This is a genomic window from Enterobacter cloacae complex sp. ESBL7, assembly GCF_041679625.1.
Taxonomy (GTDB): Bacteria; Pseudomonadota; Gammaproteobacteria; order Enterobacterales; family Enterobacteriaceae; genus Enterobacter; species Enterobacter asburiae_B.
The window spans coordinates 1,215,703-1,238,890 of the sequence record NZ_JBGORN010000001.1 but is presented as its reverse complement, the minus strand read 5'-3'; the positions used below and the strand labels follow the sequence as shown (position 1 = coordinate 1,238,890).

The 23,188-nt window shown below is 55.3% G+C and carries 26 protein-coding genes; 13 read left to right on the top strand and 13 right to left on the bottom strand.

Going from position 1 to position 23,188, the window contains the following annotated elements; all coding sequences use genetic code 11:
* Positions 1 to 12 precede the first annotated feature (12 nt).
* The 5 genes from pdxY to anmK all read right to left on the bottom strand — a co-directional run bounded on the left by pdxY (position 13) and on the right by anmK (position 4,595).
* The gene (gene pdxY, locus ACERY3_RS06220; protein WP_039262324.1) at positions 13 to 873 is read right to left on the bottom strand and encodes a pyridoxal kinase PdxY; all 861 of its coding nucleotides are present in this window, start codon (positions 871 to 873) and stop codon (positions 13 to 15) included.
* 66 nt (positions 874 to 939) lie between these two features.
* Complete coding sequence (tyrS, locus tag ACERY3_RS06215) at positions 940 to 2,214, bottom strand: tyrosine--tRNA ligase (RefSeq protein WP_048977462.1); 1,275 nt, start codon at positions 2,212 to 2,214, stop codon at positions 940 to 942.
* Positions 2,215 to 2,339: 125 nt separating this feature from the next.
* On the bottom strand, positions 2,340 to 2,996 hold the full coding sequence (pdxH, locus tag ACERY3_RS06210) for a pyridoxamine 5'-phosphate oxidase (protein WP_024909355.1): 657 nt from the start codon (positions 2,994 to 2,996) through the stop codon (positions 2,340 to 2,342).
* 57 nt (positions 2,997 to 3,053) lie between these two features.
* Entirely contained in the window at positions 3,054 to 3,377 is a 324-nt protein-coding gene (gene mliC, locus ACERY3_RS06205; protein ID WP_058840748.1) for a C-type lysozyme inhibitor, read from the bottom strand.
* 93 nt (positions 3,378 to 3,470) lie between these two features.
* On the bottom strand, positions 3,471 to 4,595 hold the full coding sequence (gene anmK, locus ACERY3_RS06200; protein WP_373225278.1) for an anhydro-N-acetylmuramic acid kinase: 1,125 nt from the start codon (positions 4,593 to 4,595) through the stop codon (positions 3,471 to 3,473).
* Positions 4,596 to 4,850: 255 nt separating this feature from the next.
* Between anmK and slyB the strand changes: the two genes are divergently transcribed.
* Both slyB and ACERY3_RS06190 read left to right on the top strand, forming a co-directional pair.
* Entirely contained in the window at positions 4,851 to 5,318 is a 468-nt protein-coding gene (slyB, locus tag ACERY3_RS06195; RefSeq protein ID WP_023311367.1) for an outer membrane lipoprotein SlyB, read from the top strand.
* A gap of 199 nt (positions 5,319 to 5,517) precedes the next feature.
* Positions 5,518 to 6,879 carry a GGDEF domain-containing protein gene (locus ACERY3_RS06190; RefSeq protein WP_214586447.1) on the top strand — a complete coding sequence of 454 codons (1,362 nt, stop codon included), beginning with the start codon at positions 5,518 to 5,520 and terminating at the stop codon, positions 6,877 to 6,879.
* A gap of 35 nt (positions 6,880 to 6,914) precedes the next feature.
* On the opposite strand, the gene slyA is transcribed toward ACERY3_RS06190, so the two are convergent.
* Positions 6,915 to 7,355, bottom strand: coding sequence for a transcriptional regulator SlyA (slyA, locus tag ACERY3_RS06185; RefSeq protein ID WP_033145325.1), 441 nt, complete (start codon positions 7,353 to 7,355; stop codon positions 6,915 to 6,917).
* 186 nt (positions 7,356 to 7,541) lie between these two features.
* On the opposite strand from slyA, the gene ACERY3_RS06180 reads away from it, so the two are divergent.
* Genes ACERY3_RS06180 through ACERY3_RS06170 form a run of 3 tightly spaced genes read left to right on the top strand, consistent with a single transcriptional unit; the run spans position 7,542 to position 10,674 of the window.
* A complete protein-coding gene (locus ACERY3_RS06180) occupies positions 7,542 to 7,778 on the top strand; it encodes a DUF1656 domain-containing protein (RefSeq protein ID WP_032657739.1) in 237 nt (78 codons plus the stop codon).
* 2 nt (positions 7,779 to 7,780) lie between these two features.
* Entirely contained in the window at positions 7,781 to 8,641 is an 861-nt protein-coding gene (locus tag ACERY3_RS06175) for an HlyD family secretion protein (RefSeq protein ID WP_058840751.1), read from the top strand.
* Complete coding sequence (locus ACERY3_RS06170; protein WP_058840752.1) at positions 8,641 to 10,674, top strand: FUSC family protein; 2,034 nt, start codon at positions 8,641 to 8,643, stop codon at positions 10,672 to 10,674. The genes ACERY3_RS06175 and ACERY3_RS06170 overlap by 1 nt, the downstream gene beginning before the upstream one ends.
* Here ACERY3_RS06170 and sodC read toward each other — a convergent pair.
* From sodC to ACERY3_RS06155, 3 genes are all read right to left on the bottom strand, one after another.
* Positions 10,653 to 11,171: a superoxide dismutase [Cu-Zn] SodC gene (sodC, locus tag ACERY3_RS06165; RefSeq protein WP_045887807.1), complete on the bottom strand. Its 519-nt coding sequence runs from the start codon at positions 11,169 to 11,171 to the stop codon at positions 10,653 to 10,655. The genes ACERY3_RS06170 and sodC overlap by 22 nt on opposite strands.
* A gap of 80 nt (positions 11,172 to 11,251) precedes the next feature.
* Entirely contained in the window at positions 11,252 to 12,148 is an 897-nt protein-coding gene (locus ACERY3_RS06160; RefSeq protein ID WP_032638255.1) for an aldo/keto reductase family oxidoreductase, read from the bottom strand.
* Positions 12,149 to 12,196: 48 nt separating this feature from the next.
* Positions 12,197 to 12,436 (bottom strand): DUF1289 domain-containing protein, encoded by a 240-nt coding sequence (locus tag ACERY3_RS06155; RefSeq protein WP_008500587.1) that lies wholly within the window; start codon positions 12,434 to 12,436, stop codon positions 12,197 to 12,199.
* Between the two features lie 148 nt (positions 12,437 to 12,584).
* On the opposite strand from ACERY3_RS06155, the gene eptA reads away from it, so the two are divergent.
* The 5 genes from eptA (at position 12,585) to rnt (ending at position 17,256) form a co-directional block, all read left to right on the top strand.
* Positions 12,585 to 14,210: a phosphoethanolamine transferase EptA gene (eptA, locus tag ACERY3_RS06150; protein ID WP_058840753.1), complete on the top strand. Its 1,626-nt coding sequence runs from the start codon at positions 12,585 to 12,587 to the stop codon at positions 14,208 to 14,210.
* A gap of 41 nt (positions 14,211 to 14,251) precedes the next feature.
* Positions 14,252 to 14,851, top strand: a complete 600-nt coding sequence (locus ACERY3_RS06145) for a TetR/AcrR family transcriptional regulator (protein ID WP_058840754.1) — start codon at positions 14,252 to 14,254, stop codon at positions 14,849 to 14,851.
* 53 nt (positions 14,852 to 14,904) lie between these two features.
* On the top strand, positions 14,905 to 16,002 hold the full coding sequence (locus ACERY3_RS06140; protein ID WP_373225276.1) for an alkene reductase: 1,098 nt from the start codon (positions 14,905 to 14,907) through the stop codon (positions 16,000 to 16,002).
* Positions 16,003 to 16,102: 100 nt separating this feature from the next.
* Positions 16,103 to 16,510, top strand: a complete 408-nt coding sequence (gene gloA, locus ACERY3_RS06135) for a lactoylglutathione lyase (protein ID WP_013096923.1) — start codon at positions 16,103 to 16,105, stop codon at positions 16,508 to 16,510.
* Between the two features lie 95 nt (positions 16,511 to 16,605).
* Positions 16,606 to 17,256 carry a ribonuclease T gene (gene rnt / locus ACERY3_RS06130; RefSeq protein WP_023311355.1) on the top strand — a complete coding sequence of 217 codons (651 nt, stop codon included), beginning with the start codon at positions 16,606 to 16,608 and terminating at the stop codon, positions 17,254 to 17,256.
* Between the two features lie 44 nt (positions 17,257 to 17,300).
* Here rnt and grxD read toward each other — a convergent pair whose 3' ends face one another.
* Positions 17,301 to 17,648, bottom strand: a complete 348-nt coding sequence (grxD, locus tag ACERY3_RS06125) for a monothiol glutaredoxin 4 (RefSeq protein ID WP_003832760.1) — start codon at positions 17,646 to 17,648, stop codon at positions 17,301 to 17,303.
* Between the two features lie 338 nt (positions 17,649 to 17,986).
* Here grxD and ACERY3_RS06120 point away from each other — a divergent pair, with 338 nt between their 5' ends.
* A complete protein-coding gene (locus ACERY3_RS06120; protein ID WP_023311354.1) occupies positions 17,987 to 18,760 on the top strand; it encodes a C40 family peptidase in 774 nt (257 codons plus the stop codon).
* Positions 18,761 to 18,882: 122 nt separating this feature from the next.
* Complete coding sequence (gene sodB, locus ACERY3_RS06115) at positions 18,883 to 19,464, top strand: superoxide dismutase [Fe] (RefSeq protein WP_029739795.1); 582 nt, start codon at positions 18,883 to 18,885, stop codon at positions 19,462 to 19,464.
* Between the two features lie 39 nt (positions 19,465 to 19,503).
* Here sodB and ACERY3_RS06110 read toward each other — a convergent pair whose 3' ends face one another.
* Together ACERY3_RS06110 and ACERY3_RS06105 are read right to left on the bottom strand one after the other, a co-directional pair.
* Positions 19,504 to 20,670, bottom strand: a complete 1,167-nt coding sequence (locus tag ACERY3_RS06110) for an MFS transporter (RefSeq protein ID WP_058840755.1) — start codon at positions 20,668 to 20,670, stop codon at positions 19,504 to 19,506.
* Positions 20,671 to 20,833: 163 nt separating this feature from the next.
* The gene (locus tag ACERY3_RS06105) at positions 20,834 to 20,923 is read right to left on the bottom strand and encodes a YnhF family membrane protein (protein WP_014883553.1); all 90 of its coding nucleotides are present in this window, start codon (positions 20,921 to 20,923) and stop codon (positions 20,834 to 20,836) included.
* A 297-nt stretch (positions 20,924 to 21,220) separates the two neighbouring features.
* On the opposite strand from ACERY3_RS06105, the gene purR reads away from it, so the two are divergent.
* Positions 21,221 to 22,246, top strand: a complete 1,026-nt coding sequence (gene purR, locus ACERY3_RS06100) for an HTH-type transcriptional repressor PurR (protein WP_023335431.1) — start codon at positions 21,221 to 21,223, stop codon at positions 22,244 to 22,246.
* 17 nt (positions 22,247 to 22,263) lie between these two features.
* Here purR and punR read toward each other — a convergent pair whose 3' ends face one another.
* Complete coding sequence (punR, locus tag ACERY3_RS06095; RefSeq protein WP_023311350.1) at positions 22,264 to 23,175, bottom strand: DNA-binding transcriptional activator PunR; 912 nt, start codon at positions 23,173 to 23,175, stop codon at positions 22,264 to 22,266.
* Between the last annotated feature and the right edge of the window lie 13 nt (positions 23,176 to 23,188).

Genomic DNA, 23,188 nt, shown 5'->3' with positions numbered 1-23,188 from the left:
CGTTTTGGCCGGCTATAACCGGGTTGCGCTGAAATAGTGCTCCGGCTTCGCGATACGATCCTGTGCCGCAACCACCTGCAGTTCATATTCCTGCATCTCTTTCGTCGCAATCATGATTTCGTACACCGCCGCGGTAACGTGTTCCAGCGCGTCACGTATCGTCGCCCCCTGCAGTAATTTCACCAGCAACAGACCACTCGTAACATCTCCGACCCCAACCGGCTGGCGCAGGCCGAAATCCACCAGCGGACGGCTAATATGCCAGGCGTCATCTTTCGTCACCAGAAGCATCTCAAAACGGTCCTGACTCAGCCCTGCGCGGGCGAGATGTTTTACCAGCACCACCTCAGGCCCCTGAGCGATCAGTTCGCGAGACGCGCTTACCGCCTCTTCTACGCTGTTAACCGGACGCTCGCACAGAATTTCGAGCTCGACCAGGTTTGGCGCAATGATATCGCTGGCGGGCAGCGCGTGGCGGACGTGAAACTCTGCGACGCCTGGCGCCACGATGCAGCCTTTTTCAGGATGGCCCATGACGGGGTCGCAGAAGTATTTTGCCGCCGGGTTTGCGGCTTTCACCTGACGTACGATGCCGAGGATATGCTCCCCCTGCTCCGCTGAGCCGAGGTAGCCGCTCAGCACGGCGTCACAGCGTCTGAGCTGGTCGATATCGGCAATCCCCTGCACAACCTCGGTGAGGTGCGAAGGCGGCATTACGCAGCCGGTCCATTTGCCGTATTGCGTGTGGTTAGAGAACTGCACGGTATTAAGGGGCCAGACGTTGACGCCGAGGCGACGCATCGGGAATTCCGCGGCGCTATTGCCAGCGTGTCCAAAAACAACGTGGGACTGAATGGCGAGGATGTTCTTCATTTTTTTCTTACCAAACCCTGAAAAAACAAAAGGGGCGTGGTTTCCCACGCCCCTGGAGACTGTTAATTATTTCCAGCAGACAAGGCAGTAGTTTTTCTTACCGCGACGCAGCAGCGTGTAGCGACCATACAGACGGTCACCGTCAACGAAGGTGTATTCCGGGTCGGCCTGTTTCTCACCGTTGATGGTGATAGCGTTAGAGGCGATAGTTTTACGCGCCTGACCGCGCGAAGGCTGGAGCTCAGAGTCCACCAGCGCCTGCATCAGGTCAGCCCCTTTTTCCATCTCAACCATTGGCACGCCGTCCTGCGCCAGCTGTTCGAAGTCCGCCTCGCTCAGATCGCTCAGGGTACCGTTGAACAGGCTTGCGGTAATACGTTTTGCCGCGGCCAGACCTTCTTCACCGTGAACCAGTTTGGTCACTTCGTCCGCCAGCACATACTGGGCGCGCGGTGCTTTACCGCTGTTTTTGTCTTCTTCTTCCAGCGCGTTGATGTCTTCGATGTCCATAAAGGTGAAGAACTTCAGGAAGCGATAAACATCGGCATCCGCCGTGTTGATCCAGAACTGGTAGAATTTGTACGGGCTGGTTTTCTTCGGATCGAGCCATACCGCGCCGCCTTCGGTTTTCCCAAATTTGGTGCCGTCTGCCTTGGTGATCAGCGGAACGGTCAGACCGAAGACCTGGTTCTGGTGCAGACGACGGGTCAGGTCGATACCGGAGGTGATGTTACCCCACTGATCGGAACCGCCAATCTGCAGGGAAACGCCGTGCAGCTTGTTCAGGCAGGCAAAGTCATAACCCTGCAGCAGGTTGTAGGAGAACTCGGTAAAGGAGATACCCTGGTCGTCACGGTTCAGACGCTGCTTCACGGCCTCTTTGTTAATCATCTGGTTAACAGAGAAGTGCTTGCCGATGTCGCGCAGGAAGGTCAGCACGTTCATGCTGCCAAACCAGTCGTAGTTGTTCGCGGCAATGGCAGAGTTATCACCACAGTTGAAGTCGAGGAACGGTGCAACCTGTTTGCGGATCTTATCCACCCACTCCTGCACGGTATCTTCGGTATTCAGTTTACGCTCAGCGGCTTTAAAGCTTGGGTCACCAATCAGGCCGGTCGCGCCGCCCACCAGCGCAACAGGCTTATGGCCCGCCATCTGGAAGCGTTTCAGGCATAACAATGGAACAAGATGCCCCAAATGCAAGCTGTCAGCGGTGGGATCGAAGCCGCAATAGAGCGCGATCGGGCCTTGCGCCAGTCGCTCTGCTAACGCTTCCTCGTCCGTCACCTGGGCCACGAGGCCCCGCTCTTGCAATTGTTTAATCAAGTTACTGCTTGCCATCAAATTCTCCATGTATAAACGACTGCACCTTTGCCGGTACACGACTTTTCGCCTGATGCGAAAGGACAATAGAATAAAGCGCAAGCGCGGTGTGCGCTAGCGCTTAAATCAACAAATTTCGGGGATTACGGTGCCAGTCTATCGATTTTCCAGCCACCATTCTCGCGCTGGTATAAAAAGCGGTCGTGCAGGCGATGTTCGCCCCCCTGCCAGAACTCCATCTGCTCAATCGGGATGCGGAAACCGCCCCAGAAGCTTGGCAGAGGAATTTCACCCTGCTGGAACTTCTGTTTCAGCTCCAGGAATTTACTTTCCAGCACGCCGCGGGCAGAAATTCGGCTGGACTGTTTTGATACCCAGGCGCCAATCTGGCTGTCGCGCGGGCGGCTGTGGAAATACTTCACCACTTCCAGCGTCGAGAGACGTTCCGCCTTGCCGGTTACCATTACCTGACGTTCCAGCATGTGCCAGGGGAATAGCAGGCTGATACGCGGATTGTTTTCTAAATGGTGTGCCTTGCGGCTGCCAAGGTTGGTATAGAACACCAGCCCTTTCTCGTCATAATGCTTGAGCAATACGATGCGCTGATACGGTTGGCCGTTTTCATCCACCGTCGCGACAACCATGGCGGTTGGGTCGGCGAGTTTCGCTTCGCAGGCCTGTTTCAGCCAGCGTTCAAAAAGCACGAGGGGTTCAGCGGGAAGATCCTGGCGACGCAGGCCGCCTTTAGTGTATTCACGGCGCAGATGCGCAATTTGCTGCAGTTCGTCGTTATCTGACATGGCGTTAGCTGACATTGAGAGTGGGTGGCGCTATTGTGCGCCGCCCCTGTAAAAATCTCAACGCTTCGGATTTTCGAGCTGACAATTGTTCAGCACAATGCGGTCGCGTTTGTAGACCGCGGCGCTGTCGCCTTTCGACCAGAAGACGTAGATACCGTCAGAATAACGTGCGCCGGAGGCTGACATCCCCTGCTTCAGCGTCAGCAATTTATTGTCATAAACAAAACTGGCTTCCTGGCGTGGGTTATTCAGCTTGACGGTCAGCGGTTTTTCATCGCAGCGATACTCCAGCGTATCGGTCTGCATGCGCTCAAGAAGCTGGTTATAGACGCTGCATCCTGATAGCAATAAAGGCGCGGCAATAAGAAGAAGTTTTTTCATGGGCGTATTCCGAAGACTTTCCTGGTCCTGGAGGGCATGGCTGCCCTCCTGTTTCGTTCCATTCTAACGATGACGCGCCGCGCTGAATTTCAGTTAACTCTGATTATGACGAGGATTTGCCGGGAAAATCGCCCCGAGGACGCTCGCCTCACGCGCGCCGGTCACCGACGGCAAGTTGCCCGGCAGTCCGACAATGGTGCGCCAGGCGAGCCAGGCGAAGGCCAGCGCTTCCATATCATCCCCGCTAATGCCGGCCTCATCGGTCGTGGTCACTTCGGTACCCGACAGTAGCCCTGCAAGACGCGCCATCACCAGCGGGTTGCGGCTTCCTCCGCCGCATACCAGCAGGCGTTCACATCCGCCGCTGAGCAGAACCTGTTCGGAGATCGACACGGCCGTCAGCTCGGCAAGCGTCGCCTGGACATCCTGCGGCGCGAGCGCCGGGAATGGCGCCAGCTGACGCTCAAGCCAGCCCAGATTGAAGTATTCACGCCCCGTACTCTTAGGGGCCGGCAGGGCAAAATAAGGATCGCTCAGCATCGACTGCAGCAGCGGAATAATCACTTTTCCCCCGCTCGCCCACTCCGCGTTTTTATCATACGGTTGTCCGCACTGCCGCCAGATCCAGGCATCCATTAACATATTGCCCGGGCCGGTATCGTAGCCGCGGACGGGCTGCCCCGGGATGAGCATCGACAGGTTGGCAATCCCACCAATATTGAGCACCATGCGCCGTTCTGAAGGGTGCGCCAGTAACGCCTGATGGAACGCAGGTACCAGGGGCGCGCCCTGCCCGCCAAGGGCGATATCGCGACGACGGAAATCGCCAACCACCGTCACGCCCGTTTTCGCCACAATCTGGTTGTTATCGCCGATTTGCAGGGTATGCGGGGCATCTCCGCCGGGCTCATGCCAGACCGTTTGTCCGTGGCACCCGATGGCCACCACATCCTGCGGGCGAAGATGTTCTTTTTGCATCAAAGCCTGCACCGCATCCGCAAACAGCGCCCCCAGGCGTACATCAAGCTGTCCAAGCTGGGAGAGGGTCAGCTGCTGCCCCTGACAGATACTCAAAATATCCTCTTTCAGTGAAATGGGGATTGGCCAGGTCAGGCTCGCCTGCTGCGCCACCATGTTTTCGTCAATGGCGGCCAGAACGACATCTACCCCATCCAGACTGGTGCCTGACATCACACCAATGTAGCGACCCGATTTCATGCGCTTTCCTTACGTTGCGTGGGCTAAGGATATCCACTCAACCATAAACGGCGCAGCTTTGCCATCCGGCGATAATATTTTTTAACAATGTCAGACGGGTAACACGGGCGGATCCTGTTTATGTCTCGTTAAGTCAAATTCAAGTACAATTTTCTTATTGTTAGTGCAAAGATATGAACTATGGCCCCTTATGCCATATAATTTAGCCATAACGGATGCCCCCAATCGGGCGTTTTTGGTGAACAGGAGATTCAAATGATTTTACGTGTACTGGGCGTTTCGCTGATTGGTTTAACTCTGGCTGGCTGTGTGAATGACAGTTCACTTTCTGGCGACGTTTACAGCGCTTCTGAAGCGAAACAGGTTCAGAACGTGACTTACGGTACCGTTGTTAACGCACGCCCTGTACAGATCCAGGGTGGTGATGAAAGCAACGTGATGGGCGCAATCGGCGGTGCCGTGCTGGGTGGTTTCCTCGGTAATACCGTCGGCGGCGGTACAGGTCGCTCGCTGGCAACGGCCGCAGGCGCCGTTGCGGGTGGCGTAGCCGGCCAGGGCGTTCAGGGTGCGATGAACAAAACCCAGGGCGTAGAGCTGGAAATTCGTAAAGACGACGGCAGCACGATCATGGTTGTTCAGAAACAAGGCAGCACTCGCTTCTCTGCAGGCCAGCGCGTTGTTCTGGCAAGCAACGGAAGTCAGGTGACCGTTTCACCACGTTAATTAAAAATGGATGTGGCCATCAGGCCACATCCATTTACATTATTTATCACTCCCACAAATATATTTACAAAATACATTCACTCCACCCATTATTAACCACGCCATATATTGTTTCTGCGCAAAGTATTTAGCGTGCTAATTGATTACACTCTCCGCAATACCCTCCCCTTAATTCATTATAAAGTCATTAAAACCATATATGTTTGCGAATCGCCGTTCTTTAAAGGGCCGTTATATCTCGTTCTGTCTAGGTTGTATTGCTGTTATCGGCATATTACACGCCCTGTTTTCAAAAATTGCCGAATGGGTTCCTACCTTTTCGTCTCACTTGTTCCCTACGCTCACCATTTTTTTACTGGTGTTTGATCTGTTTATTGCCTGTTTTATGGCAATGAAATACTGGTGTGACCGAAAACGGTTGTATCTGGTATCGCTCGCTTTTGCCTTTGCCGGGTCGGCATCGCTGATGGTCGGAACGCTGTGCAGCTTTCCCGCCTGGCTGGACCTCTATCAGTTCAACGCGGTGAACTACAACGATGCGATGATTTTCTATATGTTCCGCCATCTCTTAATGGCGGTGCTAATAATCGTTTCGGCAATACTCTATACCACGCGCAATTGTCCCCTTTCGCGGCTGGCGCATATCGCTATTGTGAGCGGCGAGTTTCTCTTTACCGCTTTTACTGTAGGGTTGGCCTGGATGTATTCCAGTCATTCTTCCTTTTTATCCATTGATCTTGTTGATAATGAAACCCGTGAGTTTATGGTTCTCTGGAGCCACTTTATTAATATTGCATTGATTGCACTCTGGGTGGTCACATTAGCCACGCTGATGTTTATTACGCGCATACGCAACTTATTCTGGGTGGGCGGTAATTTTCTGTGCGTCTGCTATATCGTCACGCTCTCAATGCTGTTAGTGGGTGGACATGTTGAAGATGTCTCCTGGTATCGCGCTCGCTTATTTGAAACCGTCGCCACGCTGATGATCATTTTTGTTCTGCTCTACGATGTTTTCAGGCTGTATCGCGACTCGCACGTTAAGTATCAGCAGTCTTACCAGAACTCCATTCGCGACCCGCTGACGCGCCTGTATAACCGCAGTTATTTTTATGAAACATTAAAGCAGGCGCTGGATATCGCCAAACCCAGCCGTCCGGTTTCCGTCATCGTCAGCGATCTCGATCGCTTCAAGCGTATCAACGACACCTACGGGCATCTTCAGGGCGACAAGGTCCTGCAGTTTGTTGCTAATCTGCTGATGGATTCCGTGCGCCCCCAGGACATCGCGGCCCGTATCGGTGGTGAGGAGTTTGTTCTGATGCTGGCCAATACCTCATCAGACGCGGCGTATCAGGTGGCGGAACGCATACGGTTAAATCTGAGCAGCTTCGATAACGCCAGCAGCGGCGGTCAACTACCGGAGCCAATCACGATTAGCATGGGGGTATATACGGCAACGTCACCCGCAATAGCCGCAGAAACGTGCGTGGAAAATGCTGACAAAGCGATGTATGAAGCGAAGGAGACGGGCCGTAACCGCGTGGTCGTCTTTAAGTAAAAAAAGGCCTTGCTGCTGCAAGGCCTTGTTGTTTGTCAGTCGCGCGACTGTAGCTCATGGATGTTTTGCTCAAGGCGCCCAATGAGGCTGATGAGCATTTCCAGCTCCGCCGGTGAAACGCCTGACAGGATTTCACCACGCGTCTTGGTGATCACGGCTTCCATTTCCGTGATGATAGGCGCCGCTTTCTCGGTGAGTTTAATCCGCTTGGCGCGACGATCGCTGGCGCAGGTTTGCCGCGAGATCAACCCCTTCTCTTCCAGCTGGTCAAGCGTGCGCACCAGCGACGGTTGCTCAATCCCTATCGCTTTTGCCAGTTGAATTTGCGACTGTTCGGGCGGCAGCTGATGAATGTTGTGCAGCGTGACCCAATGCGTCTGTGTGAGTTCCAGAGGTTTCAGGCGATGGTCAATCAGAGCACGCCAGACGCGTACCAACCTTGCCAGATCAGAACCTAATGGCGATTCCAATTTCATCTCCTTATAATTAGCTTGCTAAGTTATTATACTGATTTTAGAATAGTGTGCAGCATTTGTATTGCCAAAACAAATGCAATACTGCATTCATCGAACTTAAAAGTATGACTTACACTGAATTGTGATGCTTCATCATACTAAGACAAGCCAACGCGGCATTCTGTTCACTGCAAAGGATTTCTGCCCGTGACGTTTTTTCATCGCTCAGAGGGTTTACCCCTTCAGGACCTGATCTTCGGTGCGTCAGTCTACTTTCCTCCTCTGTTTAAGGCCGTTCTGGTGGGCTTTATCCTCTGGCTCATCGCGCATCGCCTGCTTCGCGACTGGATGTACTCCGGCGAAATCTGGCATCCCATGCTGATGGATCTTTCCCTGTTTGCCCTTTCCGTATGCCTGGGCCTTGCCGTTTTGACTGTGTGGTGAATATGTCCCTGAAAACGCTAAAGTACTTTTCCACCCTGTTGGTCCTTGCCCTCGCGCTGGTTGCGGGCTGGTGGATGTGGAATTTTTATATGCAGTCGCCCTGGACGCGTGATGGCAAAGTCCGCGCTGAGCAGGTCAGCATTACCCCTCAGGTATCGGGAAGTATTACGACGCTGTTGGTTAAGGATAACCAGTTCGTCAAAAAGGGAGACATTTTATTCCGCATCGACGATACCCCGTACCACATTGCGATCCTGAACGCCCAGGCGCAGCTGGCTAAAGCCCAGTCGGATCTGGCAAAGGCCAACAACGAGGCCAACCGCCGCCGCCACCTGTCGCAAAACTACATCTCAGCGGAAGATTTAGACACCGCCAATATCAACGTTAAGGCGATGCAGGCTAGCGTCAACGTGGCGGAGGCGACGCTGAAGCAGGCGCAGTGGCAACTGACCCAAACCGTGATTACGGCACCTGTTGATGGATGGGTGACCAACCTCTCGGCCCGCGTGGGGAATTATGCCACCACGGGACAACCGATATTCGCCCTCGTCGACAGCCACTCCTTCTACGTCGTGGGCTATTTCGAAGAGACCAAGCTTCGGCATATTCGCGAGGGTTCGCCAGCCGCAATAACGCTTTACAGCGGCTCTCAAAAGTTACAGGGTCACGTGTCCAGCATTGGCCGCGCCATTTACGATCAGAGTGTTGAAACGGATTCAGGCCTGGTGCCGGACATAAAGCCGAACGTTCCCTGGGTGCGTCTGGCCCAGCGCGTTCCGGTTCGCGTGGAGTTTGACCGCTTGCCGGAGGACATTACCCTGGTGTCCGGCACAACCTGCACTGTCTCCATCGGAAACCGGTGATGAAGCTGCAGGGTCTCTCCTGGCAAAACACGCCGTGGATGAAAGCAACGCGTCCCCAGTGGCGCTACGCGCTGCGTAACGGCATTGCCATGTGTCTTGCGCTGACTGTGGCTTATTACCTTAACCTGGATGAGCCCTACTGGGCGATGACGTCTGCGGCGGTAGTCAGTTTTCCGACGGTAGGCGGAGTAATCAGTAAAAGTCTTGGCCGCATCGCAGGCAGCCTGCTCGGCGCCACCGCGGCGCTAATTATCGCTGGCCATACGCTGAACGATCCGTGGCTGTTCCTGCTGAGCATGGCCGCATGGCTGGGGTGCTGTACCTGGGCCTGCGCCCATTTTACCAATAACGTTGCCTACGCGTTTCAGCTGGCGGGCTATACCGCCGCCATTATCGCCTTTCCGGTGGTTAACGTGCTCGACACCACCGAGCTGTGGGATATTGCGCAGGCGCGCGTTTGTGAAGTGATTGTCGGGATCCTCAGCGGAGGCTTCATGATGATGATCCTCCCCAGCACATCCGACGGCACCGCGCTTATCACCGCGCTCAAAACCATGCATACCCGATTACTGGAACACGCGAGCCTGCTGTGGCAACCGGATACCAGCGACGATATCCGCCTCGCGCATGAAAAGGTGATCGGGCAGATCCTGACGATGAATCTGCTGCGCATTCAGGCGTTCTGGAGCCACTACCGCTTTCGCCGCCAGAACACCCTGCTTAACTATCTGCTGCACCAGCAGCTGCGCATGACCAGCGCCATCTCCAGCCTGCGCCGGATGCTGCTCAACTGGCCGACGCCGCCTGAAAACACCCGTGCCGTGATTGAAACGCTGCTCGCGGCCCTTGCGCGCCCGGATGCGGACATTTACACCGTAGCGCGGATTATCGCCCCGCTTGCCCCGGTTGATGAGTACGACTACCGCCATCGCGCCTTCTGGCAGCGCCTGAATTACTTTTGCCGTCTGTACCTGCGCAGCAGCCGCTGGATTACGGCCGTCGAAAACGCGACCCCATTGACGGAGTTTAACGTCCCCGGCAGCCCGGCACTCGCGCGCCATACCGACTATCTGGAAGCTCTGTGGAGCGGTTTTCGCACCTTCTGCGCGCTGATGCTGGTGGGGGCGTGGAGCATTACCACGCAGTGGGAGTCCGGTACAGCAGCCCTGACACTTGCCGCCATCAGCTGCGTGCTTTATTCCGTCGCGGCCTCGCCGTTCAACTCGCTTACGCTCCTGCTGCGCACGCTGGTGCTGCTGTCGCTGTTCAGCTTTGTGGTGAAGTTTGGCCTGATGGTGCAGATAAGCGATCTGTGGCAGTTCCTGCTTTTCCTGTTTCCCCTGTTGACCACCATGCAGCTTCTGAAGCTGCAAATGCCTAAGCTGGCGGGCCTCTGGGGACAGCTGATTGTCTTTATGGGCTCGTTTATCTCCGTGACGAATCCACCGGTTTATGATTACGCCGATTTTCTCAATGATAACCTGGCGAAGATCCTCGGCGTGGGGCTGGCGTGGCTGGCTTTCGCGGTGTTACGTCCCGGCTCCGATGCACGCAAGAGTCGCAGGCATATTCGGGAGTTACGCAGAGGGTTTGTCGACCAGCTCAGCCGTAAACCGCATCTGGGTGAAAACGAGTATGAGTCGCTGGTCTATCATCACGTCAGCCAGCTGAATAACAGCCAGGACGCGCTGTCCCGGCGCTGGCTTCTGCGCTGGGGCGTGGTGCTGTTGAACTGCTCGCACGTGGTCTGGCAGCTTCGCGCGTGGGAAACGCGCTCCGATCCGCTGTCGCAGGTTCGTGATGTTTGCATCTCCCTGCTGCGCGATGTAATGAGCGAGCGCGGTGTCCAGCAGCGGCCGCTCGAAGCCACGCTGAAGGAACTGCAGCGGATCTGCGATACGCTTGCACAGCATCATCTGCCCGCAGCCCGTGATTTGGCCTCGATAATCTGGCGCCTGCACTGCTCGCTCTCGCAGCTGGAACAGGCACCGCCACCGGGAACGATTGGGGATCAGATCACGCCGCACGCATAGCGTGCCCCGCCGCCGCCAAGCGGTTTAGGCCGATCGGACATATTGTCGCCGCCGACATGGATCATCAGCGCCTTGCCTTTCACCTCATCCAGCTTTTTCAGTCGCGGCGCGACGACGGGATCGGTGGCTTTACCGTCGTTATTCACCACCAGCACTGGCAGATCGCCTAAATGCCCCATTCCATCCGGGCCTTCATGCTTGCCGGAATGCTGCGGATCGAGGTGCCCTCCTGCCGCTTCCGCCGCAGACGGTTTACCTTCTTTTAAAGCGGGCTGACAGCTGCCTTTGGCATGAACATGGAAACCATGTTCACCGGGAGGGAGAGCTTTGAGGTTGGGGGCAAACTCCAGTCCTTTATCGGTTTCAGTGATTTTCACCGTTCCGATGGACTGACCCACACCCTGTGGGGTGACGAGATTCATTTCCACTTCGTCACTGGCTGCCTGCGCCCCTGCGCAAACAACCAGCGTGACCAGTGCCAGAGCAAAACGCTTCATATGACCTCCGCGGGTTATTTTTTGCCCCTTAAGTGTATACCAGGGGCAAAGATTTCACCGGAAAGTCACCTTCAGGCGGTTTATGGTACGTCGTAACCCAGCGCGGCTTTACGGATGCGGAACCACTGCTGACGGGTCATCTGCAGCTCTTCAGCGGCCAGCGCAGAACGCACGCGTTCTATTTTGCCGGAGCCGATAATAGGCAGCGGTTTTGACGGCAGGCGCAGGATCCATGCGTAAACCACCTGTTCGATGCTCTCCGCGTTCAGTTCGCGGGCGATGGTTTCAAGCTCGTTGCGCAGCGGCTGGAATTCATCATCATTAAACAAACGTCCGCCCCCCAGGCAGGACCACGCCATCGGGCGAATGCGCAGCTGCTGCAGCTGATCGAGCGTGCCATCCAGCAGCAGCGGCTGGTGTACCGGAGAGATCTCAACCTGGTTGGTGGCGAGGGTGAACGGCAGACGAGACTGAAGCAGCGCAAACTGTGCCGGGGTAAAGTTAGACACGCCGAAGTGACGCACTTTTCCACTCTGATGCAGGTTCAGGAAGGCTTCCGCTACCTCATCGGCATCCATCAGCGGGTCGGGGCGGTGGATTAACAGCAGGTCGATACGATCGGTCGCCAGATTGACCAGCGACTGCTCGGCGCTCTTGATGATATGCGCGCTGTCGGTGATGTAATGACCGAGGGCATGTTCAGGTTTTGCCGTGGTGGCAATCCCACACTTCGTGACGATCTCCATGCGGTCGCGCAGGGCCGGAACCAGCTTAAGCGCCTCACCGAACGCGGCCTCGCACTGGTAGCCACCGTAAATATCCGCATGATCAACCGTGGTGATGCCTAAATCGAGGTGCTCTTCAATAAAGCTCGCCAGCTGGAGGGGGGACATATTCCAGTCCATCAGGCGCCAGTAGCCCATCACAAAACGGGAGAATTCTGGCCCCTGGGGGGCAAGGGTAATTCGCTGAACCATAACATTTTCCTCAAGGACGTAATGTCATGAGTATACGCAATTACCGTGTTAAAAAAGTGAAGGTTGCTGGGGTTCTTCGGTCTCACCCGCTTTGTTTGCGCGTATTTTGCGCAGAAGACGCTGTCGGCAGAGGCGTAACACCTCCTGCTTTTGCGTGTCGCTAAAGTTTTGCCAGTTAAAACGCTCATCGCGGGTACGCATGCACCCGCGGCAATATCCGCGTTCATCGACCTGACAAATACCCCGGCACGGGCTCTGGATGGGGAAAAACTCCAGCTGCTCTGCCACACTCACCTCCCGATAGCTACTCTCACCTACAGTGAAGACGTTAATCGCGCCGCGTGCAAGGCCGTATCACAGATTTGTGGCATTAAGGTTTCACTAATCTTCCCTCTCTATACTCGGCCCATCATGACAATAACGGGTTTACCGATCGATGTGGTTAATCAGAAAGTTACAATGTAACGACATTAAATTTACTCTGGGCTGTGCACTCTTTTTTACTCTGCTGAACGGGCTGTTTATCCAGCGCAGCTGGGCCATTATCGGCCCAGTGCATCTGCACGACTTCCTCTTTGCCGCCTCCGTCCCGCTGGTGCTGTTTTGCGGCTGGGTGATTGTTTTTAGCCTGCTTAATATCCCGTATCTCCGCAAGCCGCTGCTGATTGTATTGACGATCGGATGCGCCGCGGCAACCTACTTTATGTACACCTACGGCGCGGTGATCGATCAGAACATGATTGTGAACGTGTTCGAAACCAACTCTCAGGAAGCGACTGCCCTGGTGACCCCGCAGATGATTCTGTGGATTGTCATTGCCGGCCTCGTGCCTTCCTTGGTGCTGGCCTTGACCCGGATTCGTACCGGAAAATGGTGGTACGCGCTGCTGACGCGCGTTGCCGCGATGCTCGGCGCTCTGCTGGTGATTATCCTGATTGCCGCGCTGTTTTATAAAGATTACGCGTCGCTGTTCCGCAATAACAAAAGCATCGTCAAAATGGTCACCCCGGCGAATTATGTCAGCGCCGTGGTGAAGTACAGCAAGATGCGCTGGTTTGCCGGCGATCAAACGCTGGTGCGCATTGGTGAAGATGCCCATAAAGGGTCACTGATTACCGGTCAACAAAAGAAAACCGTTCTGGTGCTTGTCGTCGGCGAAGCCTCTCGCGCGGCAAATTACTCCCTGAACGGTTACGAACGCGAAACCAACCCGGAGCTGAAAAAGCAGGACGTGATTAACTTCCCGCAGGCCTCCTCGTGTGGTACCGAAACCGCGGTTTCCGTTCCCTGCATGTTCTCCGGCATGACGCGCAGCAAATACGATGCCGACCTGGCTCACCATCGCGAGGGACTGCTCGACGTGCTTAAGCATGCGGGTATCAACCTGCTGTGGCGCGACAACGACGGCGGCTGTAAAGGTGCCTGCGATCGCGTGCCCCATACCGACATGACGCAGTGGCAGCTGGATCAGTTCTGCAAAGACAAATCCTGTATTGACGATGTGAACTTCTATCGTCTGGACAACGTGCTGGATGGCGTGAAGCAAGATACGGTGCTGGTTATCCACCTGATGGGGAGCCACGGTCCGGCATACTATCGCCGTTACCCGGACAACTTCCGTAAATTCACCCCAACCTGCGACACCAATGAAATTCAGGATTGCGATCATCAGGCGCTGATCAATACCTATGACAACACTATCCTCTATACCGACAGCATGGTCAGTAAAACCATTGATGCGCTGAAAGCGCGCCAGTCGAGCATGAACACCGCGCTGATTTATCTCTCAGATCACGGTGAATCGCTGGGCGAAAGCGGTATTTATCTGCACGGTACGCCGTACATGCTGGCGCCGGAGCAACAAACGCATATTCCGTTTATGTTCTGGCTGTCACCGGATTACGCGAAAAACTTTGGCGTAAACGAGCAGTGTTTGCGCGACCATGCAGCAAAAAATGCGGTTTCCCAGGACAATTTATTCTCAACCGTACTGGGTATGATGGACGTGAAATCAACGGTTTATCAACCACAGCTGGATATCCTGAGCGCATGTCGCCAGTAAACTCGCTTGCATTAGACCGAACGGTCTATTAGAGTGCGGCCATGAGCAGAAATACTGAACACGATACCCGCGAACATTTACTGGCAACCGGCGAGCGGCTTTGCATGCATCGCGGGTTTACCGGTATGGGGTTGAGCGAGCTATTAAAAACCGCTGAGGTACCGAAGGGGTCGTTTTATCACTACTTCCGGTCCAAAGAGGCTTTTGGCGTAGCGATGCTGGAGCGTCACTATGCTGACTACCACCAGCGTCTGGCGAACCACTTTGCGTCGGGTGAAGGTAACTACCGGGATCGTGTTCTGAACTACTATCAGGAAACGCTGAACCAGTTCTGTCAGCAGGGCATTATCAGCGGTTGCCTGACCGTTAAGCTGTCTGCAGAAGTGTGCGATCTTTCTGAAGATATGCGCGCGGCGATGGATAAAGGTGCCCGCGGCGTTATCGCCCTGCTGGCCCAGGCGCTGGAGAAAGGTCGCGATGAAAAAACGCTGGCCTTTTCCGGCGAGCCGTTAACCCAGGCGCAGGTGTTATATGCGCTCTGGCTAGGCGCTAACCTGCAGGCAAAAATTTCGCGCAGTGCCGTGCCGCTGGAAAGCGCCCTGGCACATGTGAAAAACAGCATTACTGCGCCTGGCATTTAACAGGCGTTTTTATTTACCCAACTACTAGTCGACTGGTCTACTCAGGAGTCTTTATGTCAGCTGAAAAATTATTTACCCCACTGAAAGTGGGTGCCGTCACTGCGCCAAACCGCGTGTTTATGGCTCCGCTTACCCGCCTGCGCAGCATTGAGCCGGGCGACATCCCAACCCCACTGATGGGTGAATACTATCGTCAGCGCGCAAGCTCTGGCCTGATCATCACGGAAGCCACGCAGATTTCCGCTCAGGCTAAAGGCTATGCGGGTGCGCCAGGTCTTCACAGCCCGGAACAGATCGCCGCATGGCAGAAAATCACCGCGGGCGTTCACGCTGAAGAGGGTCGCATTGCGGTCCAGCTGTGGCACACCGGTCGTATCTCTCACAGCAGCATTCAGCCTGGCGGCCAGGCTCCGGTCTCCGCTTCGGCCCTGAGCGCAAATACCCGTACTTCCCTGCGTGATGAAAACGGCAATGCGATCCGCGTCGATACCTCTATGCCGCGCGCGCTTGAGCTGGATGAAATTCCGGGTATCGTGAACGACTTCCGCCAGCCCGTGGCCAACGCCCGTGAAGCCGGTTTTGACCTGATTGAGCTGCACTCCGCGCATGGCTACCTGCTGCACCAGTTCCTGTCACCGTCGTCCAACCACCGCACCGACCAGTACGGCGGCAGCGTCGAAAACCGCGCCCGACTGGTGCTGGAAGTGGTTGATGCCGTATGCCAGGAGTGGAGCCCGGATCGTATCGGGATCCGCGTCTCCCCAATCGGTTCTTTCCAGAACGTCGACAACGGTCCGAACGAAGAAGCCGATGCTCTTTACCTGATCGAAGAACTGGCTAAGCGTGGCATCGCTTATCTGCACATGTCCGAGCCGGACTGGGCTGGCGGTAAGCCTTACACGGACGCATTTCGTCAGAAAGTGCGCGAGCGTTTCCACGGGGTGATCATCGGTGCGGGGGCTTATACTCCGGAGAAAGCCGAAGACCTGATCGGCAAAGGGCTAATCGATGCCGTCGCGTTTGGCCGCGACTACATCGCCAACCCGGATCTGGTTGCCCGTCTGCAGAAAAAAGCGGCCCTGAACCCGCAGCGCCCGGAAAGCTTCTACGGCGGCGGCGCGGAAGGCTACACCGACTACCCTTCTCTGTAATCTCGCCGTTGTTCATTGATAGCGGCGATACTTCGCCGCTATACTAAAACATCGTTTCTGTTCAAAAAGACAGTCTATTCCATTGGTTAATGAGGAAATTATGCGCCTACTTCACACCATGCTGCGCGTTGGCGACCTGCAACGTTCCATTGATTTCTACACTAACGTCCTGGGCATGAAGCTGCTGCGCACCAGCGAAAACCCGGAATACAAATACTCGCTGGCGTTCGTGGGTTACGGCCCGGAAACGGATGAAGCGGTGATCGAGCTGACCTACAACTGGGGCGTGGACAGCTATGAGCTGGGCACCGCCTACGGCCACATCGCGCTGGAAGTGGACAACGCGGCCGAAGCGTGTGAGCGCATTCGCAGCAACGGCGGTAACGTTACGCGCGAAGCGGGCCCGGTAAAAGGTGGCACCACCGTGATTGCGTTCGTGGAAGATCCGGACGGTTACAAAATCGAGCTGATTGAAGCCAAAGACGCGGGTCGCGGTCTGGGCAACTGATCCCTCAGGGCGCAACATGCGCCCGTAGTTTTACTGCATCACCCTGCAAAATTTGCCATAATGCGCTCTGCTTTTTCCCCTTGTAAGAGACCCTGATGTCCGATAACGCTCAATTTAGCGGTCTGTGCGACCGTTTTCGTGGTTTTTATCCCGTTGTCATTGATGTAGAAACAGCCGGATTTAACGCTAAAACCGATGCGCTGCTCGAAATTGCCGCCATCACGCTGAAGATGGATGAACAGGGCTGGCTTACACCGGACACCACGCTGCATTTCCATGTTGAACCTTTCGAAGGGGCAAACTTACAGCCGGAAGCGCTGGCGTTTAACGGTATCGACCCGCACAACCCGCTGCGTGGTGCAGTCAGTGAATATGATGCGCTGCACGCCATTTTTAAAATGGTGCGTAAAGGCATGAAAGAGAGTAACTGCAGCCGCGCCATCATGGTGGCCCATAACGCCACCTTCGATCACAGCTTTACCATGGCCGCCGCCGAGCGCGCCGCGCTCAAACGCAACCCCTTCCATCCTTTTGTGACCTTCGACACCGCCGCGCTGAGCGGCCTGGCTCTGGGGCAAACGGTGTTATCTAAAGCCTGCATCACGGCGGGTATACCTTTTGACGGTACGCAGGCGCATTCCGCTTTATACGACACGGAGCGCACCGCTGAGCTGTTCTGTGAGATCGTCAACCGCTGGAAGCGTCTGGGCGGCTGGCCGCTGCCGATGGGCGACAGCGAAGAATAAAAAAAAGCGACCTTATCAGGTCGCTTTTTTATTTGCGCAGAAAATTACTCTGCGTCCGGCTCTTCGGTTTTGTACTTCGCCGCCGTCTCTTTGATCAGCTGCTGCAGTTCGCCGCGCTGATACATTTCAATCAGGATATCGCAGCCGCCAACCAGCTCACCGTCAACCCACAGCTGTGGGAAAGTCGGCCAGTTAGCGTACTTAGGCAGCTCAGCGCGGATGTCCGGGTTCTGCAGGATATCAACGTAAGCAAAACGCTCACCACAGGCTGACAGCGCCTGAACCGCTTGTGCGGAGAAGCCGCAGCTTGGCAGCTTCGGAGAACCTTTCATATACAGCAGAATCGGGTTTTCAGCGATCTGACGCTGGATTTTTTCAATAGTGGTGCTCATGTCTTGCTTCCTTTAACTTCTGTTACGGCATTCGTCTGACATTGTAGCGGTTCAGACTGGCATCGGAAAATAACATTTTTGTCACGTTTATACATTCTACCCCGAGTCACGAAAAGTTGCATTGCAAATGGTGTTTACCCCTGCTGCGGTCAGGGTTTTGCTTAAGGAGTGGGCAAATGTGCGACAGAACGATGAATTTTTTTGCACTTGCTAACGAAACAGGATTGTAGATTGAAAAATGCTATTAACTTTCTGGGTTTTTATAGATTAGAATCGACGGGCTTTGTAAATCACACGCGGGTATTATTGATGACCTGCATTTATCAGGGGACTGCCCAGTGGCGCGGATAAATAAAATCTCGATCACGCTCTGTGCTTTACTGTTTACTTCACTCACTTTCACGCCAGTGGCAAACGCCTCTCAGCAGGCGCGGCATTCTGCTGTACAAAAAAACCATCTGGTGAAAGCCACAGAACGTAAGAAAAAAACCACCGCTAAGAACGACAAGAAAAAAACACCGGCTCAGACGAAACAGACCGCTTCCAGCAAGACGAAAACAAAACCTTCCCGCACTGCCCACTCCGCTAAAAGTAAAGCTTCGCAAACCGCCGCTAACCTCGTTACTGAAAAATGCATCACGCGTAAAGGCCACAAGGCGAAATGCACGAAGGTCACGAAAATAGCGGAAGTGCATAAAGTGCGCGTACAAAAAGCGCAAAAAACCGCGATGAACAAACTGATGGGGCAGATTGGCAAACCTTATCACTGGGGTGGCAGCTCGCCGCGTACCGGGTTTGACTGCAGCGGCCTCGTCTATTACGCCTATAAAGATCTGGTCAAATTCCGCATTCCTCGTACCGCCAATGAGATGTACCACCTGCGCGATGCCTCTCCGGTTGACCGCGGTGAGCTGGAAAACGGCGATCTGGTGTTCTTCCGCACCCAGGGTCGCGGCACGGCTGACCACGTCGGCGTGTATGTCGGCAACGGGAAATTCATCCAGTCTCCACGTAGCGGACAGGATATTCAGATCACCTCTCTCAGTGAAGACTACTGGGTACGCCACTACGTCGGCGCGCGTCGCGTGATGACGCCAAAAACCATTCGCTAACCCCTGCCCTGCCGCATCCGTGGCAGGGTAAGTTCCTCTTTTGCATACCCTTTCAATTTGCTATCCTGTCCATGTTGTCTGTGTGGTTATTGGCAACACAAAATACAATAAGGAGAGAAGCAATGTCGTTCGAATTACCTGCACTACCGTATGCAAAAGACGCCCTGGCACCGCACATTTCTGCGGAAACCCTGGAATATCATTACGGCAAGCATCACCAGACGTACGTCACCAACCTGAATAATCTGATCAAGGGCACCGATTTTGAAGGCAAAACGCTGGAAGAGATCGTCCGCAGCTCAGAGGGTGGCGTCTTTAACAACGCGGCTCAGGTGTGGAACCACACCTTCTACTGGCACTGCCTGGCGCCGAATGCCGGCGGTGAACCTGTCGGTGAACTGGCTACCGCTATCAATGCCGCATTTGGCAGCTTCGCGGATTTCAAAGCGAAATTTACCGATGCAGCCATCAAGAACTTCGGTTCTGGCTGGACGTGGCTGGTTAAAGAGGCGGATGGCAAACTGGCTATCGTGTCCACCTCTAACGCGGGTACCCCGCTGACCACCAGCGCGAAGCCGCTGATGACCGTGGACGTGTGGGAACACGCTTACTACATTGACTACCGCAACGCGCGCCCGAACTACCTGGAGCACTTCTGGGCACTGGTTAACTGGGACTTTGTCGCGAAGAACTTCGCCGCGTAAGAGACACGCAGAAGGGTTCGCCCTTCTGCGTTTTTTGGTTTATTCCGCAGCGCAGGCTGCTTCAGGCTGTTTACGACCCGACATCATCACCAGCAGCAGGCCGAGCGCGGCAATAATCGCCCCCATCACCGGCACAAAGCTGTACCCCAGACCACCTGAAATCACGGCCCCACCGGCCGCCGCGCCCAGGGCATTACCCAGGTTAAACGCACCGATATTCACGGAAGATGAAAGTCCCGGCGCCTCGTGCGCGACACGCATCACGCGCATCTGCAGCGGCGGCACCACGGCGAAAGTGGCGACTCCCCAGACGACCATCGCAATCGCGGCCCCGAACTCATTACGCGCCAGCCACGGAATGGCAACCATGATGACAATCAGCAGGGTTAAGAAGCCCTTCAGCGTCCCGCTCACGGAACGGTCGGCAAATTTCCCGCCCAGATAGTTGCCAATCGAGAAGCCCACGCCAATCAGCACCAGCATCGCGGTAACGAAGAGAGGCGTTGCGTGGGTGATGTCATGCAGTACCGGTGAAATATAGGTGTAGAGGGTAAACATCGCCCCTGCCCCCAGCACGGTGGTGAGCAGCGCGGAGAGCACCTGCGGGCGCATCAGCACCGCCAGCTCTTTACGCACTTCCGGACGTTCTCCGGCATTGCCTTTCGGCAGGGAGAAGAACAGCGCCACCATCGCAACCACGCCCAGCCCGGCCGTTGCCAGGAAAGACATACGCCAGCCGATCGCTTCGCCCAGCCAGGTTGCCGCAGGCACCCCGCCGATGTTGGCAATCGTCAGCCCCATAAACATGGTTGCCACGGCGCTCGCCTGCTTGTGTTTTGGCACCACGCTGGCAGCCACAACCGATCCCAGCCCAAAGAATGCGCCGTGGTTAAGGCTGGTCAGAATGCGCGACAGCATCAATGTGGTGTAGTCCGGCGAAATGGCCGAAAGCACGTTGCCCAGGGTGAAAATCGCCATCAGGAAAATCAGCGCATTGCGGCGCGCGCGGTGTGAAAGAAGAAGCGTCATCAGCGGCGCCCCTACCATCACGCCGATAGCGTAGGCGCTGATTAACATCCCTGCCGCAGGGATAGAGACATCTACGCCCCGGGCAATAACAGGCAGTAACCCCATTGGGGAGAATTCAGTGGTGCCAATCCCAAAAGCGCCAATCGCCAGGGCCAGCAGGGGAAAATTGATTTTCATGCGTCAACTCTGGATGCCGTGTCATGTGGTGACACAGAACAAAGAAGCGGAAAGCATGACATCAATCACAAAAAATGAGAAGTTAACAAAATGGCAAAAGATTTTTGCCAGAGAAGTAACAATCCGGGGAGTCGGGAGGGAGAAGGCTCTCCCTCCGCGTAAATCAGTGCAGCGCAGCCGTCAGACCGGCCGCAACAATCAGAGCCAGCACAACAATGGTGGTGAACAGCGAAAACTTAAGATCGGAACTCATCAATTTTTCTCCTTTTAATCCCCACACGAAAAGTGAGCTTGCTCATTTTTGCACAGATTACGTCAAAAATCTTCCTGGATTTATACTGATAACCACTTTACCTCTTCCCCTTTTCATCAAGATAGGACAAAATTCCACGCTAAATTTATTAGCGTACCGGCCATTGACCCCCTCCTGACGTCCCGTGTCGTTTTCCCGGCGTGCCGCAATTCAAGATTGCGAGATAAGGGTGAGAGAAGGCAAACGTTTACCTTCAAGTTTTTCAGGAGCTTAGGATATGGTCTGGAGTGACATTTAATGGCAACAATTAAAGACGTAGCAAAACGCGCAAACGTTTCCACTACAACCGTATCACATGTAATTAACAAAACCCGCTTTGTGGCGGAAGAGACGCGCAACGCCGTCTGGGCAGCGATCAAAGAGCTGCACTATTCGCCAAGTGCGGTTGCGCGTAGCCTCAAGGTTAATCACACCAAGTCCATTGGATTGCTGGCGACCAGCAGTGAAGCGGCCTATTTTGCCGAGATCATTGAAGCGGTCGAAAAGAACTGCTTCCAGAAAGGCTATACCCTGATTCTGGGCAACGCGTGGAACAGCATTGAAAAACAGCGCGCCTACCTGTCAATGATGGCGCAAAAGCGCGTTGATGGCCTGCTGGTGATGTGTTCCGAGTACCCCGAATCCGTGCTGTCGATGCTGGAAGAGTATCGCCATATTCCGATGGTGGTGATGGACTGGGGCGAAGCGCGCGCAGACTTTACCGATTCCGTTATCGATAACGCCTTTGAAGGCGGCTATATGGCCGGTCGTTATCTGATCGAACGCGGTCACCGCGAGATTGGCGTGATCCCCGGCCCGCTGGAGCGCAACACCGGCGCGGGCCGTCTGGCCGGTTTTATGAAAGCGATGGAAGAAGCGTTGATCAACGTGCCGGAAAACTGGATTGTGCAGGGCGACTTTGAGCCGGAATCGGGCTACCGCGCGATGCAGCAGATCGTCTCCCAGCCGCACCGTCCGACCGCCGTGTTCTGCGGGGGCGACATCATGGCCATGGGCGCGCTCTGCGCTGCCGACGAGCTGGGCCTGCGCGTCCCGCAGGATATTTCCGTGATCGGGTATGACAACGTGCGTAACGCGCGCTTCTTCACCCCGGCGCTGACCACCATTCACCAGCCGAAAGATTCGCTGGGCGAAACGGCCTTCAACATGCTGATGGACAGGATCGTCAACAAGCGCGAAGAGTCGCAGTCTATTGAAGTTCACCCGCGTCTTATCGAACGCCGTTCCGTTGCGGATGGTCCGTTCCGCGACTACCGTCGTTAATCGCTTTACGGGGCCAGCTATGCTGGCTCCCGTAACCATTCCCGATTCAGCGTTTCGCTGTCTCCCAGATAATCCAGCAGCCAGGCCATCGCAGGCGAGACGTCATTTTGCTGCCATGTGAGGCAGCAGGCCGCATCCGGGAACGGATTCTCCAGCGTCAGCTCAACCCACTCTCCGGTATCGATGCGCGGACGCGCAAAATGAACGGGCACCATCGCGACGCACAGCCCGGCGCTGAGGCACGTCGCCGACGATTCCCAGTCCGGAGCCACCACCCGCCGCTGGTTGTCGAGAAGCCAGGTAATACGCTTGGGCAATGAACGGGACGTATCCTCCAGCACCAGCGACGGCCAGTTGCGCAGTGTGTCATCGCTGAGCGGCCCTTCCATCGCAGCCAGCGGATGGTCGCTTGCCACCACGCATTTCCAGCTCAGCATCCCCATATCGCGAAAGGCGTAACGTCCCCCGACCGGGATCGCCTGCGTAGCCCCAATCGCCATCTCTGCCCTGCCGTCCGCCAGCGCATCCCAGACGCCGTTGAACACCTCCTGCGAGACCCGCAGCTCGACGTCAGAGAAATGACGGTAGAAATCGACGATCATCTGCCGGGTGCGTTCCGGCTTAACGATGTTATCCACCGCGATGGAAAGATGCCCCCGCCAGCCGTTAGCGATCTGCTGACACTGTTCGCGGGTGATCTGCATTTTTTTGATAACAGAACGCCCTTCCTTCAAAAACCACGCGCCTGCGGGCGTTAATTCCACATCACGATGCCGCCGTTCAAACAGCGGAACCGCCAGCCACTCCTCCAGCTGGCGCACCGTGTAGCTGATTGCCGAAGGGACGCGGTGCAGCTCCTGCGCCGCACCGCTAAAGCTGCCGTTACGCGCAACAGCATCGACCACTTCAAGAGAATAATCTGACCACATTTTCTGCCTGCAA

Bases quoted from the DNA above. Each gene is read 5' to 3' on its own strand.
- slyB (WP_023311367.1), top strand. From the start codon at position 4,851: ATGATTTTACGTGTACTGGGCGTTTCGCTGATTGGTTTAACTCTGGCT.
- ACERY3_RS06160 (WP_032638255.1), bottom strand. From the start codon at position 12,148: ATGGTTCAGCGAATTACCCTTGCCCCCCAGGGGCCAGAATTCTCCCGT.
- sodB (WP_029739795.1), top strand. From the start codon at position 18,883: ATGTCGTTCGAATTACCTGCACTACCGTATGCAAAAGACGCCCTGGCA.
- ACERY3_RS06105 (WP_014883553.1), bottom strand. From the start codon at position 20,923: ATGAGTTCCGATCTTAAGTTTTCGCTGTTCACCACCATTGTTGTGCTG.
- purR (WP_023335431.1), top strand. From the start codon at position 21,221: ATGGCAACAATTAAAGACGTAGCAAAACGCGCAAACGTTTCCACTACA.
- mliC (WP_058840748.1), bottom strand. From the start codon at position 3,377: ATGAAAAAACTTCTTCTTATTGCCGCGCCTTTATTGCTATCAGGATGC.
- ACERY3_RS06175 (WP_058840751.1), top strand. From the start codon at position 7,781: ATGTCCCTGAAAACGCTAAAGTACTTTTCCACCCTGTTGGTCCTTGCC.
- anmK (WP_373225278.1), bottom strand. From the start codon at position 4,595: ATGAAATCGGGTCGCTACATTGGTGTGATGTCAGGCACCAGTCTGGAT.
- slyA (WP_033145325.1), bottom strand. From the start codon at position 7,355: ATGAAATTGGAATCGCCATTAGGTTCTGATCTGGCAAGGTTGGTACGC.
- ACERY3_RS06140 (WP_373225276.1), top strand. From the start codon at position 14,905: ATGTCAGCTGAAAAATTATTTACCCCACTGAAAGTGGGTGCCGTCACT.
- grxD (WP_003832760.1), bottom strand. From the start codon at position 17,648: ATGAGCACCACTATTGAAAAAATCCAGCGTCAGATCGCTGAAAACCCG.
- pdxY (WP_039262324.1), bottom strand. From the start codon at position 873: ATGAAGAACATCCTCGCCATTCAGTCCCACGTTGTTTTTGGACACGCT.
- gloA (WP_013096923.1), top strand. From the start codon at position 16,103: ATGCGCCTACTTCACACCATGCTGCGCGTTGGCGACCTGCAACGTTCC.
- tyrS (WP_048977462.1), bottom strand. From the start codon at position 2,214: ATGGCAAGCAGTAACTTGATTAAACAATTGCAAGAGCGGGGCCTCGTG.
- sodC (WP_045887807.1), bottom strand. From the start codon at position 11,171: ATGAAGCGTTTTGCTCTGGCACTGGTCACGCTGGTTGTTTGCGCAGGG.
- ACERY3_RS06145 (WP_058840754.1), top strand. From the start codon at position 14,252: ATGAGCAGAAATACTGAACACGATACCCGCGAACATTTACTGGCAACC.
- rnt (WP_023311355.1), top strand. From the start codon at position 16,606: ATGTCCGATAACGCTCAATTTAGCGGTCTGTGCGACCGTTTTCGTGGT.
- pdxH (WP_024909355.1), bottom strand. From the start codon at position 2,996: ATGTCAGATAACGACGAACTGCAGCAAATTGCGCATCTGCGCCGTGAA.
- eptA (WP_058840753.1), top strand. From the start codon at position 12,585: ATGTGGTTAATCAGAAAGTTACAATGTAACGACATTAAATTTACTCTG.
- ACERY3_RS06110 (WP_058840755.1), bottom strand. From the start codon at position 20,670: ATGAAAATCAATTTTCCCCTGCTGGCCCTGGCGATTGGCGCTTTTGGG.
- punR (WP_023311350.1), bottom strand. From the start codon at position 23,175: ATGTGGTCAGATTATTCTCTTGAAGTGGTCGATGCTGTTGCGCGTAAC.
- ACERY3_RS06170 (WP_058840752.1), top strand. From the start codon at position 8,641: ATGAAGCTGCAGGGTCTCTCCTGGCAAAACACGCCGTGGATGAAAGCA.
- ACERY3_RS06190 (WP_214586447.1), top strand. From the start codon at position 5,518: ATGTTTGCGAATCGCCGTTCTTTAAAGGGCCGTTATATCTCGTTCTGT.